This window comes from Streptomyces sp. NPDC004126, from assembly GCF_050275515.1.
In the GTDB taxonomy this organism is placed as follows: Bacteria; Actinomycetota; Actinomycetes; order Streptomycetales; family Streptomycetaceae; genus Streptomyces.
The window spans coordinates 108,026-127,310 of sequence record NZ_JBNNPF010000016.1; the positions used below are offsets into that span (position 1 = coordinate 108,026).

A 19,285-nucleotide genomic window follows, 5' to 3' on the forward strand; every position below is an offset into this window, starting at 1 on the left:
GATTCGTCACCGGGCCGGGATCGGGTCGTTGCGGAGTGCGGACCTCCGCTGGTGCTCAGCGGATGCCGGTCACCGCTGGCCGGACGCCCCCTGGGCGGTGAGCCGGCCGGCGAGGGACTGGAAGTCGGTCCAGGCGGCCTGCGGCGGGCGGGGGTCCCAGAGCTTCTGGGACAGGGCGGCCAGTGGCAGCCGGATGCCCGCGGCCACCTGGTCCGGGGTCTGCGAGGCGGCCAGGTCGCACCAGACGGCGAGGCGGCCGCCGAGCACCTGCGGGTCGTAGCGGGCCGGGACGGGGGTGGTGCCGCGCAGTACGAGCGGGGTCCACTGCTCGTAGATCCGCTTGCCGGTGGGGTAGGTGAACTGGTTGGGCTCGCCGAGCACGTAGTAGAGGTACTCGTCGTTGAGGTTGACCACCTTGCGGCCGGCGTCCAGGTACTCCAGCGGCGGCCGGGCGCCGATCTCCTTGCCCGTCCAGTACTCGGCCTGGATGTCCGCCGCGGCCTTGGCGACGCCGCCCCGGAAGAAGCCGTCGTTCCACGCCTTGAGCGCCTTGCCCGACGGCCGGACCACGGCCGCCCGGTCGTTCAGCCAGCCCGTCGCCAGGTCCTGGACCCGGGCGGTGGGCCCGTAGCGGGCCCGGGCGGCGCTCGCGAGGGCGGGGAAGGAGGCCTGGGGGTCGCGGACCACCAGGGCCTGGTACTCGTCGGCGCCCAGGTGCCAGGCACCGGCCGGGAACAGCGGCAGGTACTCGCGCAGCAGGTCGTCCACGAGCTTCGCCGACGCCGGGTCGGATATGTCCACGGCGCCCTTGACGGCCCGGCCCGCCGCGTCGCGCAGTTGCAGTTCGGGGTGGGCGCGGAGCACGGCGCCGAGGTGTCCGGGCGAGTCGATCTCGGGGACGACCGCGATGTGCAGGCGGGCGGCGAGGGCGTTGATCCGGCGCACCTCGGCCTTGGTCAGGTGCGGGGTCGAGACGATCTCGGGGTGGGAGGCGGACTCGATCCGGAAGGCCTGGTCGTCGGAGAAGTGCAGGCCGAGCTGGTTGAGTTTGAGGTCGGCCATCTCGCGCAGCCGGCCCTCGATCCACTCCGGGGTGAAGTACTTGCGCGCGATGTCGAGGTTGAGTCCGCGCTGCGGTTTGGCCGGGGTGTCCTTCACGGTGCCCTCGGGGGCCGAACCGGCGCCGCGTATCTCCTGTTTGAGGGTGCGGGTGCCGTAGAAGACGCCCGCCTCGTCCGGGCCGGTGATCCTGACGCGGCCGTCCTGGACGGTCAGGGTGTACGACTCCGCCGGGCCGGAGCCCTGCGCGGCGAGGGAGAGCCGGACGTCGCCGGGGCCGTCCTGGTCCGACTCGGCGTACCCGAGGCCCAGTTCGCCGGCGAGCAGCTTCCCCTCGTCGGCCAGGGCCGCGCTGTCGGCGGGGGCGACGAGGACGCGGGTGCCGGGGGCGGGCTTCCAGCCGGGGCCCCGGGCGGGCACGTGCTCGCGTACGGAGGGCACGGTGCGCGGGGCGGTGGAGAGGGGGTACGCGGACGCGGGCGGCCCGGTCGGCGTCGGGGACGGGGAGACGGCGGTCGGGACGGGGGCCCGGGAGCCGGCGCCCTCGGTGGAGCGGGTGCCGTCGGCTCCGGCGGAGCAGGCGGGTACGGCGAAGGCGACCAGCGTGGCGGCCGCTGCCGTCGCGATGGCCCGACTTCCGCGGAACCGCCCGGTCGTCTGCCTCATCGTGCACCGTGTCCCCCGTACCAACCTGGCACGGGGGACACGGTCGCGCGACCCGGGGCGGTTTCCTAGGCGGCGGAGCCGGCCCGCTCCAGGGCCTCCAGGGCGGCCGCGCCGAAGCGGTGGTCCTGCTCGGGGGCGCCGCCGCCGACGCCGACGGCTCCGATCAGGTGGCCGTCGCGGTGGACGGGGAGCCCGCCGGCGATGAACAGCAGCGGCCGGTCGAGCGCGGTGGGCAGGCTGTGGAAGGGGCCGCCGGGCAGGACGGCCTCGGTGAGGTCGGCCGTGGGGGCGTCGAGCTGGAGGGCGGTGAAGGCCTTGCGGGTGCTGGTCTCGCCGGAGATCAGGACGGCCCGGTCGTCGCGGCGGAAGGCCAGCGGGTGGCCGCCCGCGTCCAGGACGGTGACGCTGACGGCGACCCCGGCCGCCCCGGCGGCGGAGCGGGCGGCGGTGACGAGCAGCTCGGCGTCCTCGGTGGTGAGCGGGAAAACGGCGGTGCGGGACATGGGGGGCTCCTGTTGCTGTGTGGTGGTGCGGGTGGTGCGAGGGGTACGGGTGGGGTCAGTGGTGGACGGGGGCGGGCGCCGCGGCGGGGGTTGCACCCGCGATCACCCGGCTGGTGCCCGCCGCGCGGCGGGCCGTACGGCGCTCCAGCGCACCGGAGACGAGGGCGAGGACGAGCGCGGAGGCCGCGAGGGCGGCGCCGACCCAGTTCGGGGCGGTCCAGCCGAGCCCGGCGGTGATGACCAGCCCGCCGAGCCAGGCGGCGAGGGCGTTGCCGAGGTTGAAGGCGCCGATGTTGACGGCGGAGGCCAGCGTGGGCGCGCCGGCGGCCTGGTCCAGGACCCGCTTCTGCAGCGGCGGCACGGTCGCGAAGCCGAGGGCGCCGATGAGGAAGACGGTGACGGCGGCGCCCGCCTTGTCGTGGGCGGTCAGGGTGAAGAGGGCCAGTACGACGGCCAGCGCTCCCAGGGAGACGTACAGCATCGGCATGAGCGCCCGGTCGGCGTAGCGGCCCCCGACGAGGTTGCCGGCGACCATGCCGAGCCCGAAGAGGACGAGCAGCCAGGTGACGGAGGTGTCGGCGAAGCCGGCGACGTTCGTCAGCATCGGGGTGATGTAGGTGATCGCGGCGAAGACCCCGCCGAAGCCGAGGACGGTCATCGCCATGGCGAGCAGCACCTGGACGTTGCGGAACGCGGCCACCTCGTGGCGCAGCCGTACGCCTTCGGGGCGCGGCAGGTCGGGGACGAGGCGGGCGATGCCGAGCAGGCCGAGCACGCCGAGGGCGGCGACGATCAGGAAGGTGACGCGCCAGCCGAGGTGCTGGCCGACGAGGGTGCCGAGCGGGACGCCGACCACGTTGGCGACGGTCAGGCCGGTGAACATCATGGCGATGGCGCCGGCCTTCTTCTCGGGTGCCACGAGTCCGGCGGCGACCACCGAGCCGATGCCGAAGAAGGCGCCGTGGGCGAGGGAGGCGACGACGCGGCCGGCCAGCATCGCGCCGAAGGCGGGGGCGAGCGCGGAGAGGACGTTGCCGGCGATGAAGAGGCCCATGAGCAGCATCAGCATGCGCTTGCGGGGGACGCGGGTGCCGAGGACGGTCATCACCGGGGCGCCGAGGACCACGCCGAGGGCGTAGCCGGTGACGAGGAGGCCGGCGGTGGGGATCGAGACGCCGTAGCCGGCCGCGACCTCGGGGAGGAGGCCCATGATCACGAACTCGGTGGTGCCGATCCCGAAGGCTCCGATGGCGAGGGCGAGGAGCGCGAGAGGCATGACGAAGCTGCCCTTCAGGGTGCGGGGGGGGTGGGGTGGGGGTGGCGCGGGGCGGGCGTTTTTGCGCTCGCCGGTTACGCTCGTCCACATTAATTGCAGACGCGGGATATCTGCAAGCGCGGGCTATTGCGCCCGTGGCCTATCCTTGGCGGTACACGCGCGTGGGCACGGCCCCGCCCACCAACACGCCCACGCCCACGCCCACCCCACACCCACGACGGAGGAGCCACATGACGGCCACGGACAGCGCACTGACCGGCCTCGCCCAGGGCTGGTGCGCCCTCTCCCTCCTCCACGGCCGGATCGAGACGCACATCGAACGGGCCCTCCAGGCCGGCCACGGGCTGAGCGTGCGCGAGTACTCGCTGCTGGACGTGCTCAGCCGCCAGCACGGCGGCCCGGGCGGGCACCTGCGGATGCACCAGGTCGCGGACTCGGTGGTGCTCAGCCAGAGCGCGACGACCCGGCTGGTCAGCAGGCTGGAGGACCGCGGGCTGCTGAGCCGCTACATCTGCGACACCGACCGCCGGGGCATCTACACCGACGTCAGCGAAGCGGGCCTGGCCCTCCTGGACCAGGCCCGCCCGACGAACGCCGCCGCCCTGCGCGAGGCCCTGGACGAGGCAGCCCTCGTACCGGAGCTGGCCCCGCTGGTGGCGGCGGTGGAGAACGGCACCCGCTAGGGCCCGTCGTCAGCCCTTCGGCCTCGAGGATGGGGTCGGGCTGCCCTGCGGCATGCTGGCCGCGCCGGAGGGAACCGGGGTGGCCGAGCCCCCGGCCGGCGCCGTCGGCGGCGGCCCGGACCGCGGCGGGCGCACCGGGGCCGACGAGGTCGACGCCGGCGGCGTGGGCGAGGGCGTCCCCGCCCCGGAACCCGCTCCCGCGGGGACGGACGGCACGGCCGGCGGCACCGAGGCCGACGGGGACACGCTCGGGCCGGGCGAGCCCGAGGGGCCGGTCGGGCTGAGCTCGGGCGGCGCGGCGGGCGGCTCGGGGCGGACCGGCCGCTGGTCGGGCCCGCCGAGCACGAGGTACCCCGCCAGGGCGGCCGCCGCCAGGCCGGACACGCCCGCGAGGGTCCACGCCCCGCGCCGCAGCCACAGTGCCCGGGGGGACAGCCGCCGCAGGTGCGGGCCGGGCGGATCGGCGGGCCGCAGCGAGACCACCGTCACCTCCTCGGCCCGGGCTTCCAGGGCCTGGCGCAGCCGGCGCTCCACGGGGCGTTCGCCGTCGGGCGCCGTACCCGTAGGACCGGTCATACCCTTCCCTCCAGAATCCGTTCCAGCGCGTCCAGGGCGCGGCTGGCGTTCGACTTCACCGCGCCCCGGCTGATGCCCAGGGTCTCGGCGATCTCCGCCTCGCTCATGTCGGCCCAGTACCGCAGCACCAGCACCTGGCGGCGGCGCACGGTCAGCTTGCCGAGGGCCGCGAGGACCTCGCGGTGGGCCTCCCCCAGGACCACGGACGCCTCGGCCGAGGGGACGTCGGCGGCGGTCGGCGGGGTCCAGGCGCGGGCCGTGCGCCGGCGGCGCAGTACGGACCGCGCGGTGTTCACCACGGAGGTGCGCAGGTAGCCCAGCGCGTTGTCGACCTCCGAGATCTCCTCCCCGTACCGGCGGTAGAGGGCGGTGAAGGCGTCCTGCACCACGTCCTCGGCGGTGCCCAGGTCGTCGACGAGGAGCACCGCGAGCCGGACCATGCCCAGGCGGTGGGCGTGGTACAGCTCGCTGACGGTCGGCGGGCGCGGGACCTCCCCCGCGCCGGGGCCGCCGGCGCCGCCGTGGCCGTACGCGGACTCGTGCGCGTACGTGTAGGCGCGGGCCCCTGCCGCGAACGCGCCGGGGCCGGATCCGTGCCCGCGCGGGCGGGCGGCGGGCGGTGCGGTGCGTTCGCGGCGCGTGATCCACCACCACAAGCCCCGCCACGTCCGGGCGGAGCCGGACATGAGGGGGCTGGCGGATGGTGCGAGTTCGAGCACGGGTGTCCTCAGTTGGCGGCGCGGCGCCGCACGGCGAACAGGGCGCCGCCGCCCGCGGCGACGAGCGCGGCCGCGCCGGCGCCGAGGGCGATGGTGGTCGCCGAGGAGCCAGTATGCGCCAGCTCGGCGCCCTCACCGGAACCGGCCGCCCCCGAGGGCCGGGCGGACGGCTGGACGGACGGCTGGGCGGAGGCCGGGTACGAGGGGGCCGGGGAGGGCTTGCCGCTCGCGGGCGACGTCGGGGCGGGGCTGGGAGTGGCGCTGCCGCTGCCGCCGCCCGCCGGGTGCGAGGGCACCGCGGAGGGCTTCCCGCTCGCGGAGGGCGTCGGGAACGGGCTCGGCACCGCGGAACCGGAGGGCGCGGGCGACGGCGTCGCGGATGCTCCCTGCGCGGCGGAGACCGGCCCCGCGAGGGCGAGGACCGCCCCGGCGGCGGCAGCGGCGACGGCCGCCCGGCGGGCGGTGACGGGAACAACGCGCTTCAGGTTCTTCACAGTGGCTCTCCACGGTCGGGTCCGGGGCGGGAACTTCGCCCTTCACCCCCGCACGACGTGCGAGTGCCCGATCGGTTGCCGCCGTTTCGAAAAAACTTTTCGCGCGTTCCCGGCCCGCCCCGTCTCACGGGCGCGGCGGCGGCCAGGGCACCTCCTCCAGCAGGGGCAGCAGCACCTCCTCCTCGTGGTCGAGGTGGGCGTTCAGCTCCGCCGTCATCCGCGCCAGCCCGGCACGGAACCGCTCGGGCTCGGCGATGGTCAACCCGCCCAGCAGGCCCACCAGTTCGCCCTGGATCCGGGCGACCGTGCGGTGTTCCTCCCGCAACTGCTCGAAGACGGGCGCCAGGTGCGGGTGGTGGGCGGCGGTCCCGGGGAACAGGTGGGCGTCCTCGCTGGTGTGGTGGAACTCCAGGCCCTGGCAGAAGGCCAGGCAGCGCTGGCGGATCTGGATCCCGAGCCCGGGTGCCGGCGGGGCGCCGGGGCCGGTGTGGGCGGCGCGGGCGGCGAAGTGGGCCTCCGTCTCGGCGCCGACGTGGCGCAGCTGGGCCCGCAGCCAGGTGTGGACCTCCAGCAGCTTCCCGGCGAGGGTGCGGATCTCGGCGGGGGGCCGCGGGCCGTCGGGCTCGGCGGGCTCCAGCCGGACGACGGGGAGCAGGCGGGTGGCGCGCGCCTGGTAGTCGGCGTATCCGGGGGCGGCGCGCACGACGGCCTCGAAGAGCTCCTCCCGGCGGGCGTCTTCGGCCGGGACGGCGAGCGCCTCGAAGGTGTCGGTACCGAGCTCGACCCGTACCTGGGGGTGGGCGAGGAGGTTGTGGTACCAGGCGGGGTGGGCGGGGGCGCCGAGGTTGGAGCCGACGACCAGCAGGGCGCCCTCGTGGCGGACGAAGCCGAGCGGGGTGGTGTGTTCGGCTCCGGAGCGGGCGCCGGTGGTGGTGAGCAGGAGCAGGTCCTCGCCCTCGAACCAGCCTCCGACCTTGCCCCGGTTGGCGCGGAACTCTTCGATGACGGAGCGGTTGAAGTCCTGGGCGGGTGTGGTGGCGGGTGTGGTGGACACGTCTTTCGTTCTCTCTCTGGGCAGGCCGGTCCGGCACGCCTCCGGTCGCCCGGCAGACCGCGGTGGAGCGGGGGTCGCCGGGGCGGGGCGTGCGGGAGCGGGCGTACGGACCCGCGGGCGTACGCAGTTGCGCGCGTACGGAACCGTGTGCGTACGGGGTCGCGGAAAGGAAGGGGGAGGCGGCTGCGGCTCGGTGGCCGGCCGCGACGCGGGAGCCGGCGGTGCGGCTGCGCTACGTCAACTGCGGGGCGCGGAGTACTGACTCATGGCGTGTCCCTGAGTGAAGGGTGTTCGCCCGATCACCGGCCGGCCCACTGCTCTGTGGCCGGAGTCACGCGACACCGTCGGCCATTAGACGGGGCGGGCGCGGGAGTTGTCAATGCCGATGATCTTGGAGGTGTTCCCGCAGGGCCCGGCCCAGGACGGCGACGCCCTCCTCGATCTCGCCCGCCGGCCCGGCCGCGTAGCCCAGGATCAGGCCCGGCGGTCCGGGGCGCAGCCGGTGCCAGGACAGCGGGTGCGTCTTGACCCCGAGGGCCAGGGCGGCCCCGGCGACGGCGGTGTCCTCGAAGGCCGCGCCGTCGAAGGTGACGGTGAGGTGCAGTCCCGCGGCGGCGCCGTGCACCCGGGCTCCGGGCAGGTGCCGGTCGACGGCCCGCAGCATCGCGTCCCGGCGGCGGCGGTGGCGGCGCCGGACGAAGCGCAGGTGGCGTTCCAGTTCGCCGGAGTCCATCAGGCGGGCGAGGACGAGCTGCGCGAGGACCGGGTTGCCGAGGTCGGCGTACCGCTTGGCCTCCACGACCGGTTCCCGCAGGCGGCGCGGGACCAGCAGCCAGCCCAGCCGCAGGGCGGGCGCCAGCAGTTTGGACACGCTCCCGGCGTAGCAGACCCCCTCGGGCGCCAGGGCCCGCAGGGCGGGGACGGGGGCGCGGTCGTAGCGGTGCTCGGCGTCGTAGTCGTCCTCCAGGACCAGGCCCCCGTCGGCGGCCCAGGCCAGCAGGTCGCGGCGGCGCTCCCCGTCGAGGACGACCCCGGTCGGGAACTGGTGCGCCGGGGTCATGAGCACCGCCCGCGCCCCGCTCGCCCGCAGCGCGGCCACGTCCAGCCCGGCCCCGTCCACGGGTACGCCGACGACGTCCAGCCCGCCGTGTTCCAGCTGTTGCCGCGCCCCCAGCGAGCCGGGGTCCTCCACCGCCACCCGGCGCACTCCGGCCGCGGGCAGCACCTGCGCGAGCAGCCCGAGGGCCTGCGCGACCCCGGCGACGACGACGACCTCGGCGGGATCGACCCGGATCCCCCGGTTCCGGGCCAGCCAGCCGGCGACCGCCTCCCGGAGGGCGGGCGCGCCCTGCGGGTTGCCGTAGCCGAAGTCGGCCGCGGTGAGGGCGGCGAGGACCCGGCGCTCGGCCTGGAGCCAGGCGGTGCGCGGGAAGGCGGTGAGGTCGGGCACCCCGGGCGAGAGGTCGATGCGGCAGGGCTCGGCGCGGAGCGCGTCCACCAGCCCGCCGCGCGGTACCGCCGCCGCGGGCCCGGCCGCCGGGGGCGGCGGTGCGGCGACGACGACGGTGCCGGCCCGGCCGCGGCCCGCCACCTGGCCGGTCTCGGCGAGCCGCTGGTAGGCCTCGGTCACCAGTCCGCGGGAGACGCGCAGTTCGGCGGCGAGCACCCGGCTGGCGGGGAGCCGGCTGCCGACGGGCAGGGTGCCGTCGGCGATGGCGGCGCGCAGCCGGCCGGCGAGCCACTCGGTGCGGTTGCCGGGCGGGGCCTGGCCGATGTCGAGCTGGAGGAAGTCCGAGCCCGTTCTGGACCCCTCGGCGGCGCCTTCTTTGGACCTGCTCACGGGACCATTGTGCCTCCAGGCTGGACGGCATGAGCACCTCCACTCCCACCCCGTCCGCCCCGTCCGCCTCCCTCTCCCCCGCCGCCGCACGCCACGCCCCGCTGCGGGACCTGGCTCCCGGGATCATCGGGATGGCGGTGGTCGGCAGCAGCGTCACCGTCTCCCGCTCCCTGGTGGACGCCCCGCTGTTCGCCGCCCAGGCGGTCCGCTACGCGGCCGCCGCCGTGATCCTGCTCCTCCTGGCCCGGGTGGCCCGGGTGCCGCTGTCGCGTCCTCGGGGGCGGGAGTGGCTGTGGCTGGCCGGGATCGCGGCCGGCGGGCTGGTGCTGTTCAACGTGGCCGTGGTGCGGGGCGTGGCGCACGCCGAGCCGGCCGTGATCGCCGTCGCCGTGGCCTCCGTACCCGTCCTGATCGGGCTGGTCGGCCCGCTGCTGGAGAAGCGCCGGCCCAGCCGCCGGGTGCTGCTGGCGGCGCCGGTGGTGGTCGCGGGGGCGGTCCTGGTCGAGGGGACGGGGCGCACCGACGCCGCCGGGGTCGGCTGGGCGGTGCTGGCTCTGGTCTGCGAGGCGGCGTTCACCCTGCTCGCGGTGCCGGTGCTGGGGCGGCACGGCGCGTGGGGGGTGTCCGTGCACGCGGTGTGGATGGGGGCGGTGATGCTGGCGGTGCTGTCGGTGTGCGCGGAACGCCCTTCCGCCCTGGCGGAGCTGACCGTCCGCCAGTGGGGTGCCGTCGGGTACCTGGCGGTGCTGGTGACGGCGGTGGCCTTCCTGCTCTGGTACCGCACGGTGGCGGCGGTGGGCTCCGGCCGGGCGGGCCTGCTGACCGGCGTCGCCCCCCTGGCGGCGGCCTGCGCCGGGGCCCTGTCGGGCGGCGGGGTCCCCCGCCCGGCGGTGTGGCTGGGCCTGGCGGTGGTGGTGGCCGGCCTGGCCCTGGGGCTGCGCGGCGGAGACGGCTCCTCCGGCACCTGATCCCGGCCCGCCCGCTCCGGGCCCGGCGCGGGCGGGCCGCACCCGCGGGGCGGGTCGTACGTGCGGCTCGGGTACCGGGGGGGCGGGTCGTACCTGCGGACGAGGTCCCGGCCCAGCGGGTCGTACCGGCGCCCCCACTCCCGGCCGGGCGGGTCGTACGCGCGGCTCAGGTCCCGGCGGGCACCAGGACCACGGCCGTCCCGTAGGCGCAGACCTCGGTCCCGACGTCGGCGGCGTCCGTCACGTCGAAGCGCATCATCAGCACCGCGTTGGCGCCGCGCGCCCTGGCCTGCTCGATGAGCCGTTCCATGGCCTGGTTGCGGGTCTGCACGAGGGTCTTGGTCAGCCCCTTCAGCTCGCCGCCGATCATCGACTTCAGGCCGGCTCCGATCTGGCTGCCGAGGTGCCGGGAGCGCACGGTGAGCCCGAACACCTCGCCGATGACCTGCTCGACGCGGTAGCCGGGGACGTCGTTGGTGGTCACGACCAGGACGCCGGTCTGCTGGGCGCCGGGGCCGCCGCCGTAGTCTTCGATACCCATGGGCCCACTGTGCTGCCGGGGGCGGCCGCCCGCATCCGCTGGGCTCCGGGCCTCCGGCCGGGCCGTCTTGAAGATATTGGGCATATCGGGCTAATGGGCGGTGCGTCGGCCGGGGCCGCGCCGTCCGCCTCGTCATAGTCGTCCGTGGCGGCCAGCGGGCTGCCACCCCGAGCCGCGCCCTGCGGCCGGGCGGAAGACTTCGTGGAGGAGCGGCTCATGCTGAAGCCCACCAGGACCATCCTCGCTCTTGCCGCCGGCAGCATGGTGCTCGGCCTGCTCGGCGCGGGCGCAGCCGTCGCGGACGACGGTCCGGTGGACGGGGCGCCGGGCGCGGCGCAGGTCCGCGACGACGACGACGGCCACGACGAGTACAGCGAGTACGACGACGCCGACGAGTACGACGACTCCGACGGCGACGACGGGTACGAAGACGGCGAAGAGGGCCGGCCGGGCGGCGGCGACGGGCCCGTCATCTACCCCAAGCCCAAGTACGCCCTGGGCCGGGTCGTCTCGCAGGGCCCGCTGAAGATCCGCAGCAAGCCCACGACCCACTCCAGGGTGCTGGGCAAGGTGCACCCGCACCAGAAGCTGACGATCGTGTGCAAGAAGCGCGGCGAGAAGGTCGACGGCAACAGCCTCTGGTACCTGCTGGAGCGCAAGGACGACCGCAAGCAGGACGGCGACGACCGCATGGCGGGCATGAAGTACGACCACAAGCGCGCCTGGGTCTCCGCCCGCTGGGTCAAGGACGTCACCCCGGTGAAGTGGTGCCGCTCCTGACCCTCGCGGACCGCGCCGGAGGGCGTACGGGACGGTGCCTCGCGGCCCCGCCTCCCGTACGCCCTCCGGCGTGTCAGAAGTCCCCGTAGTTGACCTGCCAGGTCGGCAGCCCCATCCGGCGCCAGACGGCGACCACCCGGTCCCGGTCGTCGAGCGAGACCCGCACCGCGTAGCGGTCGCGGACGTGCGCGTCGAAGAGCTCGGCCTTGACCACGTCGTCGCGGCGGGTGTCGCCCTTCGCCCGCATCCACAGCTCGTCGTACGGCACCTCGTGGCGCCGCAGCCAGGACTCCGTCTGCTCCCGGTGCTCCTCGCCGCGTCCGGACAGCAGCACGATCACGTCCCCGTCCGCACGCCGGAAGGCGTCGAGCGCGTGCCGTACGGGCTCGTTCAGCAGGTCGAGCTCGCAGCGCGAGAAGTCGTACGGGCCCCGGTCGCCGGTGAGGGCGAGGGTCCCGTCGATGTCGCACATCACGGCCGGCGGGAGCTCCGGGTCGGCGACGTAGAGGCGGACGGCCGGCTGGTCGTTCAGCCACTCGGCGGTGAGCCGCCAGCCGCCCTTCTTCGCCTTGGCGTGCTTGTCGGCCAGGATCCGGATGATCTCCTCGCCGACCGGCCGCTCCCGCGCAGCGTCGCGGCGCAGGCACTCCTCGACGGGCACGTCGGTGAAGTCGTGCACGACGAAGGTGGCGCGCCCGGCGACCGCCGCCTTGAGCCGCTTGGGGATGTTCGACGTCAGGTGGGTGTTGTCGACGACCACGTCGAAGCCGTCGTCGACGGCCGCGCGGACCGCCGCGTCCTGGACGGCGAGCACGGTCTGCTCGTGCCGGTAGGAGCGGCCGCGCTCGGGGTCGGGCAGGTCGAGCATGGCGCGCAGGTCGTCGAGGTTGACCCGGCGCATGCGGCCGCCGGCCTCGGCCTGGAGGGCGCGGGCGGCGGTCGTCTTGCCCGAGGCCGGCAACCCCGTCATGACGTGGACCACGGGGAGTCGGGGCTCTTCGGACACGTTCAGTTCTCCTCGTCGGTGGTGTAGGGGTCGGCCGTCTCCGGACGTACGGCCCGCCAGCTGACGAGCTCGGTCGAACGGCCGTCCAGGCGCAGGAACACGGCGGAGCGGAGCTTGCCGTCCCGGATCTCCTTGGCGGCGCGCGCGAAGGCGCCCCGGTCCCCGGCCAGGTGCGCGAGCGCCCCGAAGGCCTCGTCCACGGCGCGCTCACGCCGGCCGAACGCCTCCTCCAGCCCGGCGATGACCTCGCGCACCCAGGCGTCGAACTCGTCGGGGACCTGCTCCAGGAGCGCGTCGAGCGGCTTGCCGCCGGCCTCCTCCACGTCAGCGGCGGTGCAGTTCAGGCCCTGCGCGAGCTGCTTGGCGGGCACCCCCGCGAACCGCTGGACGCCGTGGGCGCGCCAGACGTCCCGCTCGTTGACGCCGGTCAGCAGCTTGTGCAGGCGCACGTACTCCGAGAGCTTGGCCTTCGCGCGCACGCCGGAGGCGAACCGGAGCACGAACCCCTCGGCGTCGGTGCCGGCCGCGGACCCGCCGCCGGGCAGGGTGTTGGACTCGGCCAGCGCGAGGAGCTCGTCGAGCGGCATGGCGGGCCACACCTTGACGACGGAGCCGATGTCCTGCCAGCGGCCGGCGGCCTCGGCGAGCGGCACTTCGGTGCCGTCCGGGCCGAAGGCGGCGAGCAGGACGAGGTCCCGGCGGTCGCCGTAGTCCACCACGATCCGGTTCTGCGGGTAGAGCATCTCCGCGAGGTAGGTCGTGCCGGGCACCAGGGCCGAGGTGTCGCGGGTGTCGAGGAGGCGCTGCGCCCAGGTGGCCTGGGAGCTGATGAAGGATCCCTTGGAGGCGACCCGCCAGTGGTCCGCGTAGTGGAAGACCACGGCGAGGCTGCCGTCGACCTTGTCGTACACCTCGAACGTCTCGTCGGGCAGGGCGGGCGCGTAGGGGCGGCCGGAGGTGTGCTCGCCGACGTTGAAGAACTTCGGCAGCGGCAGCGCGACGACCGTTCCGGTCTCGTCGTCGGCGACGAGACCGCGGCAGCGCGTGGTGACCGTGTTCCACACCTGTTCGTACTGCGCGGTGCGCGTGTACGTGTAGATGGACAGCGGCAGTTCGGGGTGCCGCTTGCGGGTCACGTGTCCGGCGTCGATGGCGTCCGCCAGCTCCTGCGCGGGCAGCAGGCCGTGCAGAGTCAGGTATTCCTGGCTCATGTGGGGTTCCTCCCGGTTCGAGATGGCTCATTCTCGCGTGCGGGAGGGAGTCCCCGGTAATCAATTACTACTGGTCACCGGCGAGGCGGTTGATGTCCGGGGAGCGCAGGATCCGGGTGCCGGGCTCCGATCCGGGGGTCGCCACCGCGATCATCGCCCGGCCGAGGGCCTTCGTGGTGGTGAACTGCTTCGGCGCGAACCGGCCCACGAGCGGGTAGAGCGGTTTGGTGACCACGTATCCCACGCGGTGGAGCCAGGTCCTGGTCGGCATGCCGCTGACGGGCTGGACGATGCTGGGCCGGAACATGTACGCGCTGAAGTCCAGGGCGAGCAGGTCGTTCTCCGTCCTCCCCTTCACCCGGGCCCACATGGTGCCGCCCTGTTCGGTGCTGTCGGTGCCCTCGCCCGTGATGTAGGTGAAGGTCAGGGCCGGATTGGCGGCGGCCAGCGGGCGGGCGACCGCGAGCGTCAGGTCGTGGGTGACGGCGCGGTACTCCTCCTCCTTCTTGCCGAGGGAGGAGATGCCCAGGCAGAAGAAGCAGGCGTCGTAGCCGGACAGTTCGCCGGCGAGCTCCGACAGGTCACCGGGGTCGGGGCGGATGTGCTCGCGCAGCTTGGGGTGGCTGACGCCGAGCGGGGTACGGCCGATGGACAGGACGCTCTTGACGGAGTCGTCGCGCAGGCATTCGAGCAGTACGCCGCGCCCGAGCATTCCGGTTCCGCCGTAGAGGATGACGTTCATGGGCTCAGCGTAGGTGCGGGCCCGGCGGCCCGGGCCGCGGATGAGGCTTGCGTCGAGCGGCTGTGGGCCGGCCTTCGAGCGGCGGAGGCCCGGCCGCCGCCAGGGCGTCAGGCCGCCCCGCGGCCGGGGCGGCAGCGGCTGAGGGTAAAGGCGAGGAGGGTCAGGACCCAGGCGGCGACCGCGATCCACAGCAGCACCTCGCCGAGGGGGCGCAGCCAGGGGACGCCGGTCGCGGGGGCGGCGGTGAGGCAGGCGGTGGCGGTCATGCCGAGGGGGAAGACGGTGGACCAGCGGCGGACGTCGTAGTGGTGGCGGGGGCTGCGGAGTTCGGCCGTGAGGAGGACGGCGTACCAGACGAGGGAGACGGCGAGGGCCGCGAGGGTGGCCGCGCACAGGGCCGTGCGCCCCGGCCCGCTCCACAGGGGCAGGGCGGTGAGCTTCGCCCCGGCGAGGGCCGTGATGGACAGGGCGCCGCCCGCGACCCAGTGGTCGCCCGCCCCGCTGACGACCTCGTGGAAGTCGAACCGTGTCAGGGCGAGCCCGTACAGGGGCAGGCCGAGGCAGAAGCAGGCCAGCGCGGCCTGGGCGAGCCACTCGGGGCCTCCCGCCGCGACCAGGGTGGCCGCGAGGACCGCGAGGCCCTGGGTGGCGACGCAGACGAGGAAGGCGGCTCCGGGCATGCGGCGCCGCCAGTGGCGCACGACGGAGACGAGGAGCCCGGGCCACAGCAGGGCGGCCAGCGCGAGCAGGGCGGCGGCGACGCCCTGCAGGCCGAGCTGGGAGAGCCGGGTGCCGAGCACGGTGGTCGCGGCGACGGCCGTGAGGGCGGCGGGGGTGTCCGCCTCGGCGCGGAAGCGGCCCCGGTCGCCGACGAGCCGGGCGGCGAAGTCGCCGGCCAGTACGAGCCACAGTCCGCACGCGATGACGAGGGCGGCGAGGGAGGGGCCGGTGTGGCCGGTGAGCTGCAGGCCGACGGACAGGATGCCGGTGGCCATCACCGCTCCGCCCGCGGCGGGCGGGAGGGCGGAGCACCAGGCTCTCAGGCGGATCCCGCTGAGCATGGCCTCACATTACGCCGCGGGTGCGGAACTGGACGCTGATCCGGGGGCCGACGGCCCGTGCCGTCTTGGGGACGGCGTGTTCCATGGTGCGCTGGCAGGAGCCGCCCATCACCACGAGGTCGCCGTGGCCGAGCGGCAGCCGCAGCAGGGTGGGGCCGCCGTCGCGCGGGCGCAGGACCAGGTCGCGGGGGTCGCCGACGGAGAGGATCGCGACCATGGTGTCCTCGGTGGCGGAGCGGCCGGTGCGGTCGCCGTGCCAGGCGACGCTGTCGCGGCCGTCGCGGTAGAGGCAGAGCCCGGCGGTGGCGAAGGGCTCGCCGAGTTCGGCGGCGTAGTGGCGGCCGAGGGCGTCGCGGGCCTCGGTGAGCACGGGGTGCGGGAGCGGTTCGCCCTCCCGGTAGTGGGCCAGGAGCCGGGGGACCTCCACCTCGCGGTCGTACATCTGCCGCCGCTCGGCGCGCCACGGGACCTCGGCGGCGAGCCGTTCGAAGAGGGCGTCGGCGCCGGTGAGCCATCCGGGGAGGTGGTCGGCCCAGGCGCCGGCTCCGAGCACGGTCCTCCGTACCGGTGAGAGCGGTCCGAGCCGGATCTCGTCGGTCTGGTCGAAGAGGGAGCCCTGGAGTGCGTGCATGGGACCAGCCTACCCCTGCGCTCGAACATACGCTCGAAAGAACGGGGGGTTCCGGGGGGTGGTCCGGCGGCCCCCGGAAGAGGATCATGGCCGCACGCCGGCCCCGCCGGGCCGCAGAGTCGTGGAGGTACACGTGTCGGTCGTGCCCAGTCATGCGTCAGGAAGCCACGGGGTCCCGCTGCTGGACGAGACGATCGGGGACAACCTCGACCGCACCGTGCGCCGCTTCCCCGACCGGGACGCCCTCGTCGACGTGGCCGCGGGGCGGCGGTGGACGTACGCGGAGCTGGCCGCCGACGTGGACGTCCTCGCCCTCGGCCTGCTGGACCTCGGCATCACCGCGGGCGACCGGGTCGGCATCTGGGCGCCCAACCGCGCCGAGTGGACCCTGGTGCAGTACGCCACCGCGAAGATCGGGGCGATCCTGGTCACCGTCAACCCGGCGTACCGCTCGCACGAGCTGGAGTACGTGCTGAACCAGTCCGGGATCCGGCTGCTGGTCGCGGCGGACAGCTTCAAGGGCTCGGACTACGCGGGGATGATCGAGGAGGTCCGGCCGCGCTGCGCGGACCTGGAGTTCACCGTGCTGCTGGGCGGCCCGCTGTGGGACTCGCTGCGGGAACGCGGCGCCCAGGGCGACCCGGCAGACCTGGCGCGGGCGGCCGCGGCCCTGGATCCGGGGGACCCGGTCAACATCCAGTACACCTCGGGGACCACGGGCTTCCCCAAGGGGGCCACCCTCTCCCACCGCAACATCCTCAACAACGGCTTCTTCGTCGGCGAGCTGTGCGGCTACACCGAACGGGACCGGGTGTGCGTACCGGTGCCCTTCTACCACTGCTTCGGCATGGTCATGGGAGCCCTCGCCTGCACCAGCCACGGTGCGGCGATGGTGATCCCGGCGCCGGCCTTCGACCCGGCGGCGACCCTGGCCGCGGTGGAGGCGGAGGCGTGCACCTCGCTGTACGGGGTGCCGACGATGTTCATCGCCGAACTGGCCGCGCCCGGCTTCGACGCGTACGACCTGTCGAGCCTGCGGACCGGGATCATGGCGGGCTCCCCCTGCCCGGTGGAGGTGATGAACGAGGTGATCGATCGGATGGGCATGACGGAGGTCTCCATCTGCTACGGCATGACGGAGACCTCCCCGGTGTCCACCCAGACCCGGGCGGACGACTCCGTGGAGCGCCGGGTCGCCACCGTGGGCCGGGTCGGGCCGCACCTGGAGGTCAAGGTCGTCGACCCCGGGACCGGCGCCACCGTCCCGCGCGGCACCCCCGGCGAACTGTGCACCCGGGGCTACTCGGTGATGCTCGGCTACTGGGGCGAACCGCAGAAGACCGCCGAGGCCGTGGACGGGGAGGGCTGGATGCACACCGGCGACCTCGCGGTCATGGACGCGGACGGCTACCTGAGCATCACCGGCCGGATCAAGGACATGGTGATCCGGGGCGGCGAGAACCTCTACCCGCGCGAGATCGAGGAGTTCCTGCACGGCCACCCCGACGTCCTGGACGTACAGGTCATCGGGGTCCCCGACGCCAAGTACGGGGAGGAGCTGATGGCCTGGGTGCGGATGCGCGAGGGGGCGGAGCCGCTGACGGCGCAGACGGTCCGCGCGTACTGCTCGGGCCGCCTGGCCCACTTCAAGATCCCGCGCTACGTCCACGTCGTGGACGAGTTCCCGATGACGGTCACCGGCAAGATCCGCAAGGTGGAGATGCGCGAGGCGGCGGCCCGCCTGCTGGAGTAGCTGTAGGGCGCATTTGGTTGCTCCGGGCGGCAGTTGGGGCTCCGTTCACGCATGGCAGGCTGTGGCCATGCAGTTGCGTGATGTGATCCTCTCCGGCGGCCCGACGCCGTTCCGGTACCTCGGCGGCGGCGAGGAGGGGCTCCGGCGGCCCGTGCTCGCCGCCGTGACCATCGACCTGCCGGATCCCGGGCGGTTCGTCTCCCCGGGGGACCTGGTGCTGTCGGGGCTGGTGTGGCTGCGGCCGGACCTCGGGCGCGCCAACGCCTTCGTCCGGATCATCCTGGAGGCGGGCGCCGTCGCGCTGGGGGCGGGCGAGGCGGAGTTCGGCAACGTACCGGACGAGCTGGTGCGGGCCTGCGAACGGCACGGGCTGCCGCTGTTCGCGGTGGGCGTGGACGTCCCCTTCGGCCCCGTCGCCGAGTTCGTGGCGCGCGGCCGCAGCGGGGCCCGCGTCGGGAACTTCGCCGCGCTGGTGGACCGGCACCGGCGGCTGATGGCGTCCCGGCCGGGCAGCGGCGCCGGGACGGGGGCGCTCCTGGACCTGCTGCTCTCCGAGCTGGACCTGCGCGCCCATGTGCTCTCACCCACCGGGCGGCTGATCGCGGGCGCCCGGCCGCCGCTGCCGGAGCGGACGGCCACGGCCCTGGCCGGGCGGTTCCTGGCCGCCGAGCGCTCCGGCCGGCGCGCCCCGCACCGTACGGCCGCCCACGGGGTGCCCTACTCGCTGTTCCCGGTGCGGTCGGCGCCGGGGGCCGGGCCGGAGCTGACCGACTGGGCCGTCGCGGTGGAGGCCGACAGCGGGGACTGGCACGACGAGCGCATCGGCCTGGTCGAACGGCTGGCCGGGCTGATCGCCGTGGAGCGCGGCGGCCGCGACGCCGACCGCACCGCGCGCCGGCGGGCCGCCGGGCGGCTGCTCGGGTTGCTGGACTCCGGCGGGACGGGGACCGGGGCGCGCGACCGGGTCCGGGACGCCGCCGGGCGGCTCGCGGCGGAGGCGCCCGGCGGCGGGGGCCGCTGGCAGGCCGTCGCGGCCCGGCTGGACGGCGTACCGGGCGGCGAGGGGCTGTCGCCGGTGCGGGACCTGCTGGAGGAGGTGCTGCTGCACCCGGCGTGCCTGGGGCCCGGCGCCGCCCGGCGGATCGGGCTCGCCGCCGCGCTCGACGGGCGCGAGGCCGTGGCCTTCGTACGGGTCGCGGCGGGCGCGGAGCTGACCCCGGAGGCGGTCCGGGAGGCCGCGTGCGGTGCGCTGCCGCGCGGGCTGCGCGGCGGGGAGCGGCTGAGCTTCGGCCTCGGCGACCCGGTGGCGGAGCCGGACGACCTGCGGCACACCCTGGCGGAGGCCCGCAGTGCCCGCCGGGTGGCGGCCGGCCCGGAGGCGGAGGCGGTCGCCGTGCGCGGCACCGGGGACATGGCGGCGCACGTCATGTCGCTGCTGCCGCTGCTGCCGGCGGAGGTCAGGCGGGCCTTCAGCCGCCGGCTGCTGGCGCCGCTGCACGCGTACGACCGGCGCCACCAGTCCGAACTGGTCCCGACGCTGCGGTCGTTCCTGGAGCACGACGGCTCCTGGGCGCGCTGCGGGGAGGCCCTGCACCTGCACGTGAACTCGCTGCGGTACCGGATCAGCCGGATCGAGTCGCTGACCGGGCGGGACCTGGCCCGGCTGGAGGACAAGATGGACTTCGCGGCGGCCCTGCGGATGGACTGATCCGCCGCGGCCGC

19 protein-coding genes are annotated in these 19,285 nt (G+C 75.2%); 5 read left to right on the plus strand and 14 right to left on the minus strand.

Going from position 1 to position 19,285, the window contains the following annotated elements:
• Window positions 1-69: 69 nt before the first annotated feature.
• From ACQKM2_RS17545 to ACQKM2_RS17555, 3 genes are all read right to left on the minus strand, one after another.
• Window positions 70-1,725, minus strand: coding sequence for a beta-N-acetylhexosaminidase (locus ACQKM2_RS17545; RefSeq protein ID WP_427710645.1), 1,656 nt, complete (start codon window positions 1,723-1,725; stop codon window positions 70-72).
• A gap of 65 nt (window positions 1,726-1,790) precedes the next feature.
• Window positions 1,791-2,228 carry a GlcG/HbpS family heme-binding protein gene (locus ACQKM2_RS17550; RefSeq protein ID WP_427710646.1) on the minus strand — a complete coding sequence of 146 codons (438 nt, stop codon included), beginning with the start codon at window positions 2,226-2,228 and terminating at the stop codon, window positions 1,791-1,793.
• A 55-nt stretch (window positions 2,229-2,283) separates the two neighbouring features.
• Window positions 2,284-3,504 (minus strand): MFS transporter, encoded by a 1,221-nt coding sequence (locus ACQKM2_RS17555; RefSeq protein ID WP_427710648.1) that lies wholly within the window; start codon window positions 3,502-3,504, stop codon window positions 2,284-2,286.
• 230 nt (window positions 3,505-3,734) lie between these two features.
• Between ACQKM2_RS17555 and ACQKM2_RS17560 the strand changes: the two genes are divergently transcribed.
• Window positions 3,735-4,187 (plus strand): MarR family winged helix-turn-helix transcriptional regulator, encoded by a 453-nt coding sequence (locus tag ACQKM2_RS17560; RefSeq protein ID WP_427710649.1) that lies wholly within the window; start codon window positions 3,735-3,737, stop codon window positions 4,185-4,187.
• Window positions 4,188-4,196: 9 nt separating this feature from the next.
• On the opposite strand, the gene ACQKM2_RS17565 is transcribed toward ACQKM2_RS17560, so the two are convergent.
• The 5 genes from ACQKM2_RS17565 to ACQKM2_RS17585 form a co-directional block, all read right to left on the minus strand.
• Window positions 4,197-4,763: a hypothetical protein gene (locus ACQKM2_RS17565; RefSeq protein ID WP_427710650.1), complete on the minus strand. Its 567-nt coding sequence runs from the start codon at window positions 4,761-4,763 to the stop codon at window positions 4,197-4,199.
• Complete coding sequence (locus tag ACQKM2_RS17570; RefSeq protein WP_427710725.1) at window positions 4,760-5,449, minus strand: RNA polymerase sigma factor; 690 nt, start codon at window positions 5,447-5,449, stop codon at window positions 4,760-4,762. The genes ACQKM2_RS17565 and ACQKM2_RS17570 overlap by 4 nt, the downstream gene beginning before the upstream one ends.
• A gap of 41 nt (window positions 5,450-5,490) precedes the next feature.
• The gene (locus ACQKM2_RS17575; RefSeq protein ID WP_427710651.1) at window positions 5,491-5,976 is read right to left on the minus strand and encodes an LAETG motif-containing sortase-dependent surface protein; all 486 of its coding nucleotides are present in this window, start codon (window positions 5,974-5,976) and stop codon (window positions 5,491-5,493) included.
• Window positions 5,977-6,100: 124 nt separating this feature from the next.
• Entirely contained in the window at window positions 6,101-7,030 is a 930-nt protein-coding gene (locus ACQKM2_RS17580) for a nitroreductase/quinone reductase family protein (protein WP_427710653.1), read from the minus strand.
• A gap of 376 nt (window positions 7,031-7,406) precedes the next feature.
• Complete coding sequence (locus ACQKM2_RS17585) at window positions 7,407-8,870, minus strand: PLP-dependent aminotransferase family protein (protein WP_427710654.1); 1,464 nt, start codon at window positions 8,868-8,870, stop codon at window positions 7,407-7,409.
• A 29-nt stretch (window positions 8,871-8,899) separates the two neighbouring features.
• Here ACQKM2_RS17585 and ACQKM2_RS17590 point away from each other — a divergent pair, with 29 nt between their 5' ends.
• On the plus strand, window positions 8,900-9,838 hold the full coding sequence (locus ACQKM2_RS17590) for a DMT family transporter (protein ID WP_427710655.1): 939 nt from the start codon (window positions 8,900-8,902) through the stop codon (window positions 9,836-9,838).
• Between the two features lie 166 nt (window positions 9,839-10,004).
• On the opposite strand, the gene ACQKM2_RS17595 is transcribed toward ACQKM2_RS17590, so the two are convergent.
• Window positions 10,005-10,379, minus strand: a complete 375-nt coding sequence (locus tag ACQKM2_RS17595) for a YbjQ family protein (protein WP_125813562.1) — start codon at window positions 10,377-10,379, stop codon at window positions 10,005-10,007.
• A 216-nt stretch (window positions 10,380-10,595) separates the two neighbouring features.
• On the opposite strand from ACQKM2_RS17595, the gene ACQKM2_RS17600 reads away from it, so the two are divergent.
• Complete coding sequence (locus ACQKM2_RS17600; RefSeq protein ID WP_427710657.1) at window positions 10,596-11,159, plus strand: SH3 domain-containing protein; 564 nt, start codon at window positions 10,596-10,598, stop codon at window positions 11,157-11,159.
• A 73-nt stretch (window positions 11,160-11,232) separates the two neighbouring features.
• Here the strand turns inward: ACQKM2_RS17600 and ACQKM2_RS17605 are convergent, their stop codons facing one another.
• The 5 genes from ACQKM2_RS17605 to ACQKM2_RS17625 all read right to left on the minus strand — a co-directional run bounded on the left by ACQKM2_RS17605 (window position 11,233) and on the right by ACQKM2_RS17625 (window position 15,810).
• Window positions 11,233-12,165: an AAA family ATPase gene (locus ACQKM2_RS17605; protein WP_427710658.1), complete on the minus strand. Its 933-nt coding sequence runs from the start codon at window positions 12,163-12,165 to the stop codon at window positions 11,233-11,235.
• Window positions 12,166-12,167: 2 nt separating this feature from the next.
• On the minus strand, window positions 12,168-13,376 hold the full coding sequence (locus ACQKM2_RS17610) for an RNA ligase (RefSeq protein WP_427710659.1): 1,209 nt from the start codon (window positions 13,374-13,376) through the stop codon (window positions 12,168-12,170).
• Window positions 13,377-13,443: 67 nt separating this feature from the next.
• Window positions 13,444-14,118 (minus strand): epimerase, encoded by a 675-nt coding sequence (locus tag ACQKM2_RS17615; RefSeq protein WP_427710661.1) that lies wholly within the window; start codon window positions 14,116-14,118, stop codon window positions 13,444-13,446.
• A gap of 107 nt (window positions 14,119-14,225) precedes the next feature.
• Window positions 14,226-15,179 (minus strand): tellurite resistance/C4-dicarboxylate transporter family protein, encoded by a 954-nt coding sequence (locus tag ACQKM2_RS17620; RefSeq protein ID WP_427710663.1) that lies wholly within the window; start codon window positions 15,177-15,179, stop codon window positions 14,226-14,228.
• A 4-nt stretch (window positions 15,180-15,183) separates the two neighbouring features.
• Window positions 15,184-15,810, minus strand: a complete 627-nt coding sequence (locus ACQKM2_RS17625) for an alpha-ketoglutarate-dependent dioxygenase AlkB (protein WP_427710665.1) — start codon at window positions 15,808-15,810, stop codon at window positions 15,184-15,186.
• A gap of 121 nt (window positions 15,811-15,931) precedes the next feature.
• Between ACQKM2_RS17625 and ACQKM2_RS17630 the strand changes: the two genes are divergently transcribed.
• The gene (locus ACQKM2_RS17630) at window positions 15,932-17,563 is read left to right on the plus strand and encodes an AMP-binding protein (protein ID WP_427710666.1); all 1,632 of its coding nucleotides are present in this window, start codon (window positions 15,932-15,934) and stop codon (window positions 17,561-17,563) included.
• A gap of 67 nt (window positions 17,564-17,630) precedes the next feature.
• Window positions 17,631-19,271: a PucR family transcriptional regulator gene (locus ACQKM2_RS17635; RefSeq protein WP_427710668.1), complete on the plus strand. Its 1,641-nt coding sequence runs from the start codon at window positions 17,631-17,633 to the stop codon at window positions 19,269-19,271.
• Window positions 19,272-19,285 lie beyond the last annotated feature (14 nt).

What these genes read in the sequence shown, in the direction of transcription:
- ACQKM2_RS17545 (WP_427710645.1), bottom strand. Translation starts at nt 1,725, where the DNA reads ATGAGGCAGACGACCGGGCGGTTCCGCGGAAGTCGGGCCATCGCGACG.
- ACQKM2_RS17550 (WP_427710646.1), bottom strand. Translation starts at nt 2,228, where the DNA reads ATGTCCCGCACCGCCGTTTTCCCGCTCACCACCGAGGACGCCGAGCTG.
- ACQKM2_RS17555 (WP_427710648.1), bottom strand. Translation starts at nt 3,504, where the DNA reads ATGCCTCTCGCGCTCCTCGCCCTCGCCATCGGAGCCTTCGGGATCGGC.
- ACQKM2_RS17560 (WP_427710649.1), top strand. Translation starts at nt 3,735, where the DNA reads ATGACGGCCACGGACAGCGCACTGACCGGCCTCGCCCAGGGCTGGTGC.
- ACQKM2_RS17565 (WP_427710650.1), bottom strand. Translation starts at nt 4,763, where the DNA reads ATGACCGGTCCTACGGGTACGGCGCCCGACGGCGAACGCCCCGTGGAG.
- ACQKM2_RS17570 (WP_427710725.1), bottom strand. Translation starts at nt 5,449, where the DNA reads ATGTCCGGCTCCGCCCGGACGTGGCGGGGCTTGTGGTGGTGGATCACG.
- ACQKM2_RS17590 (WP_427710655.1), top strand. Translation starts at nt 8,900, where the DNA reads ATGAGCACCTCCACTCCCACCCCGTCCGCCCCGTCCGCCTCCCTCTCC.
- ACQKM2_RS17595 (WP_125813562.1), bottom strand. Translation starts at nt 10,379, where the DNA reads ATGGGTATCGAAGACTACGGCGGCGGCCCCGGCGCCCAGCAGACCGGC.
- ACQKM2_RS17600 (WP_427710657.1), top strand. Translation starts at nt 10,596, where the DNA reads ATGCTGAAGCCCACCAGGACCATCCTCGCTCTTGCCGCCGGCAGCATG.
- ACQKM2_RS17610 (WP_427710659.1), bottom strand. Translation starts at nt 13,376, where the DNA reads ATGAGCCAGGAATACCTGACTCTGCACGGCCTGCTGCCCGCGCAGGAG.
- ACQKM2_RS17615 (WP_427710661.1), bottom strand. Translation starts at nt 14,118, where the DNA reads ATGAACGTCATCCTCTACGGCGGAACCGGAATGCTCGGGCGCGGCGTA.
- ACQKM2_RS17620 (WP_427710663.1), bottom strand. Translation starts at nt 15,179, where the DNA reads ATGCTCAGCGGGATCCGCCTGAGAGCCTGGTGCTCCGCCCTCCCGCCC.
- ACQKM2_RS17625 (WP_427710665.1), bottom strand. Translation starts at nt 15,810, where the DNA reads ATGCACGCACTCCAGGGCTCCCTCTTCGACCAGACCGACGAGATCCGG.
- ACQKM2_RS17635 (WP_427710668.1), top strand. Translation starts at nt 17,631, where the DNA reads ATGCAGTTGCGTGATGTGATCCTCTCCGGCGGCCCGACGCCGTTCCGG.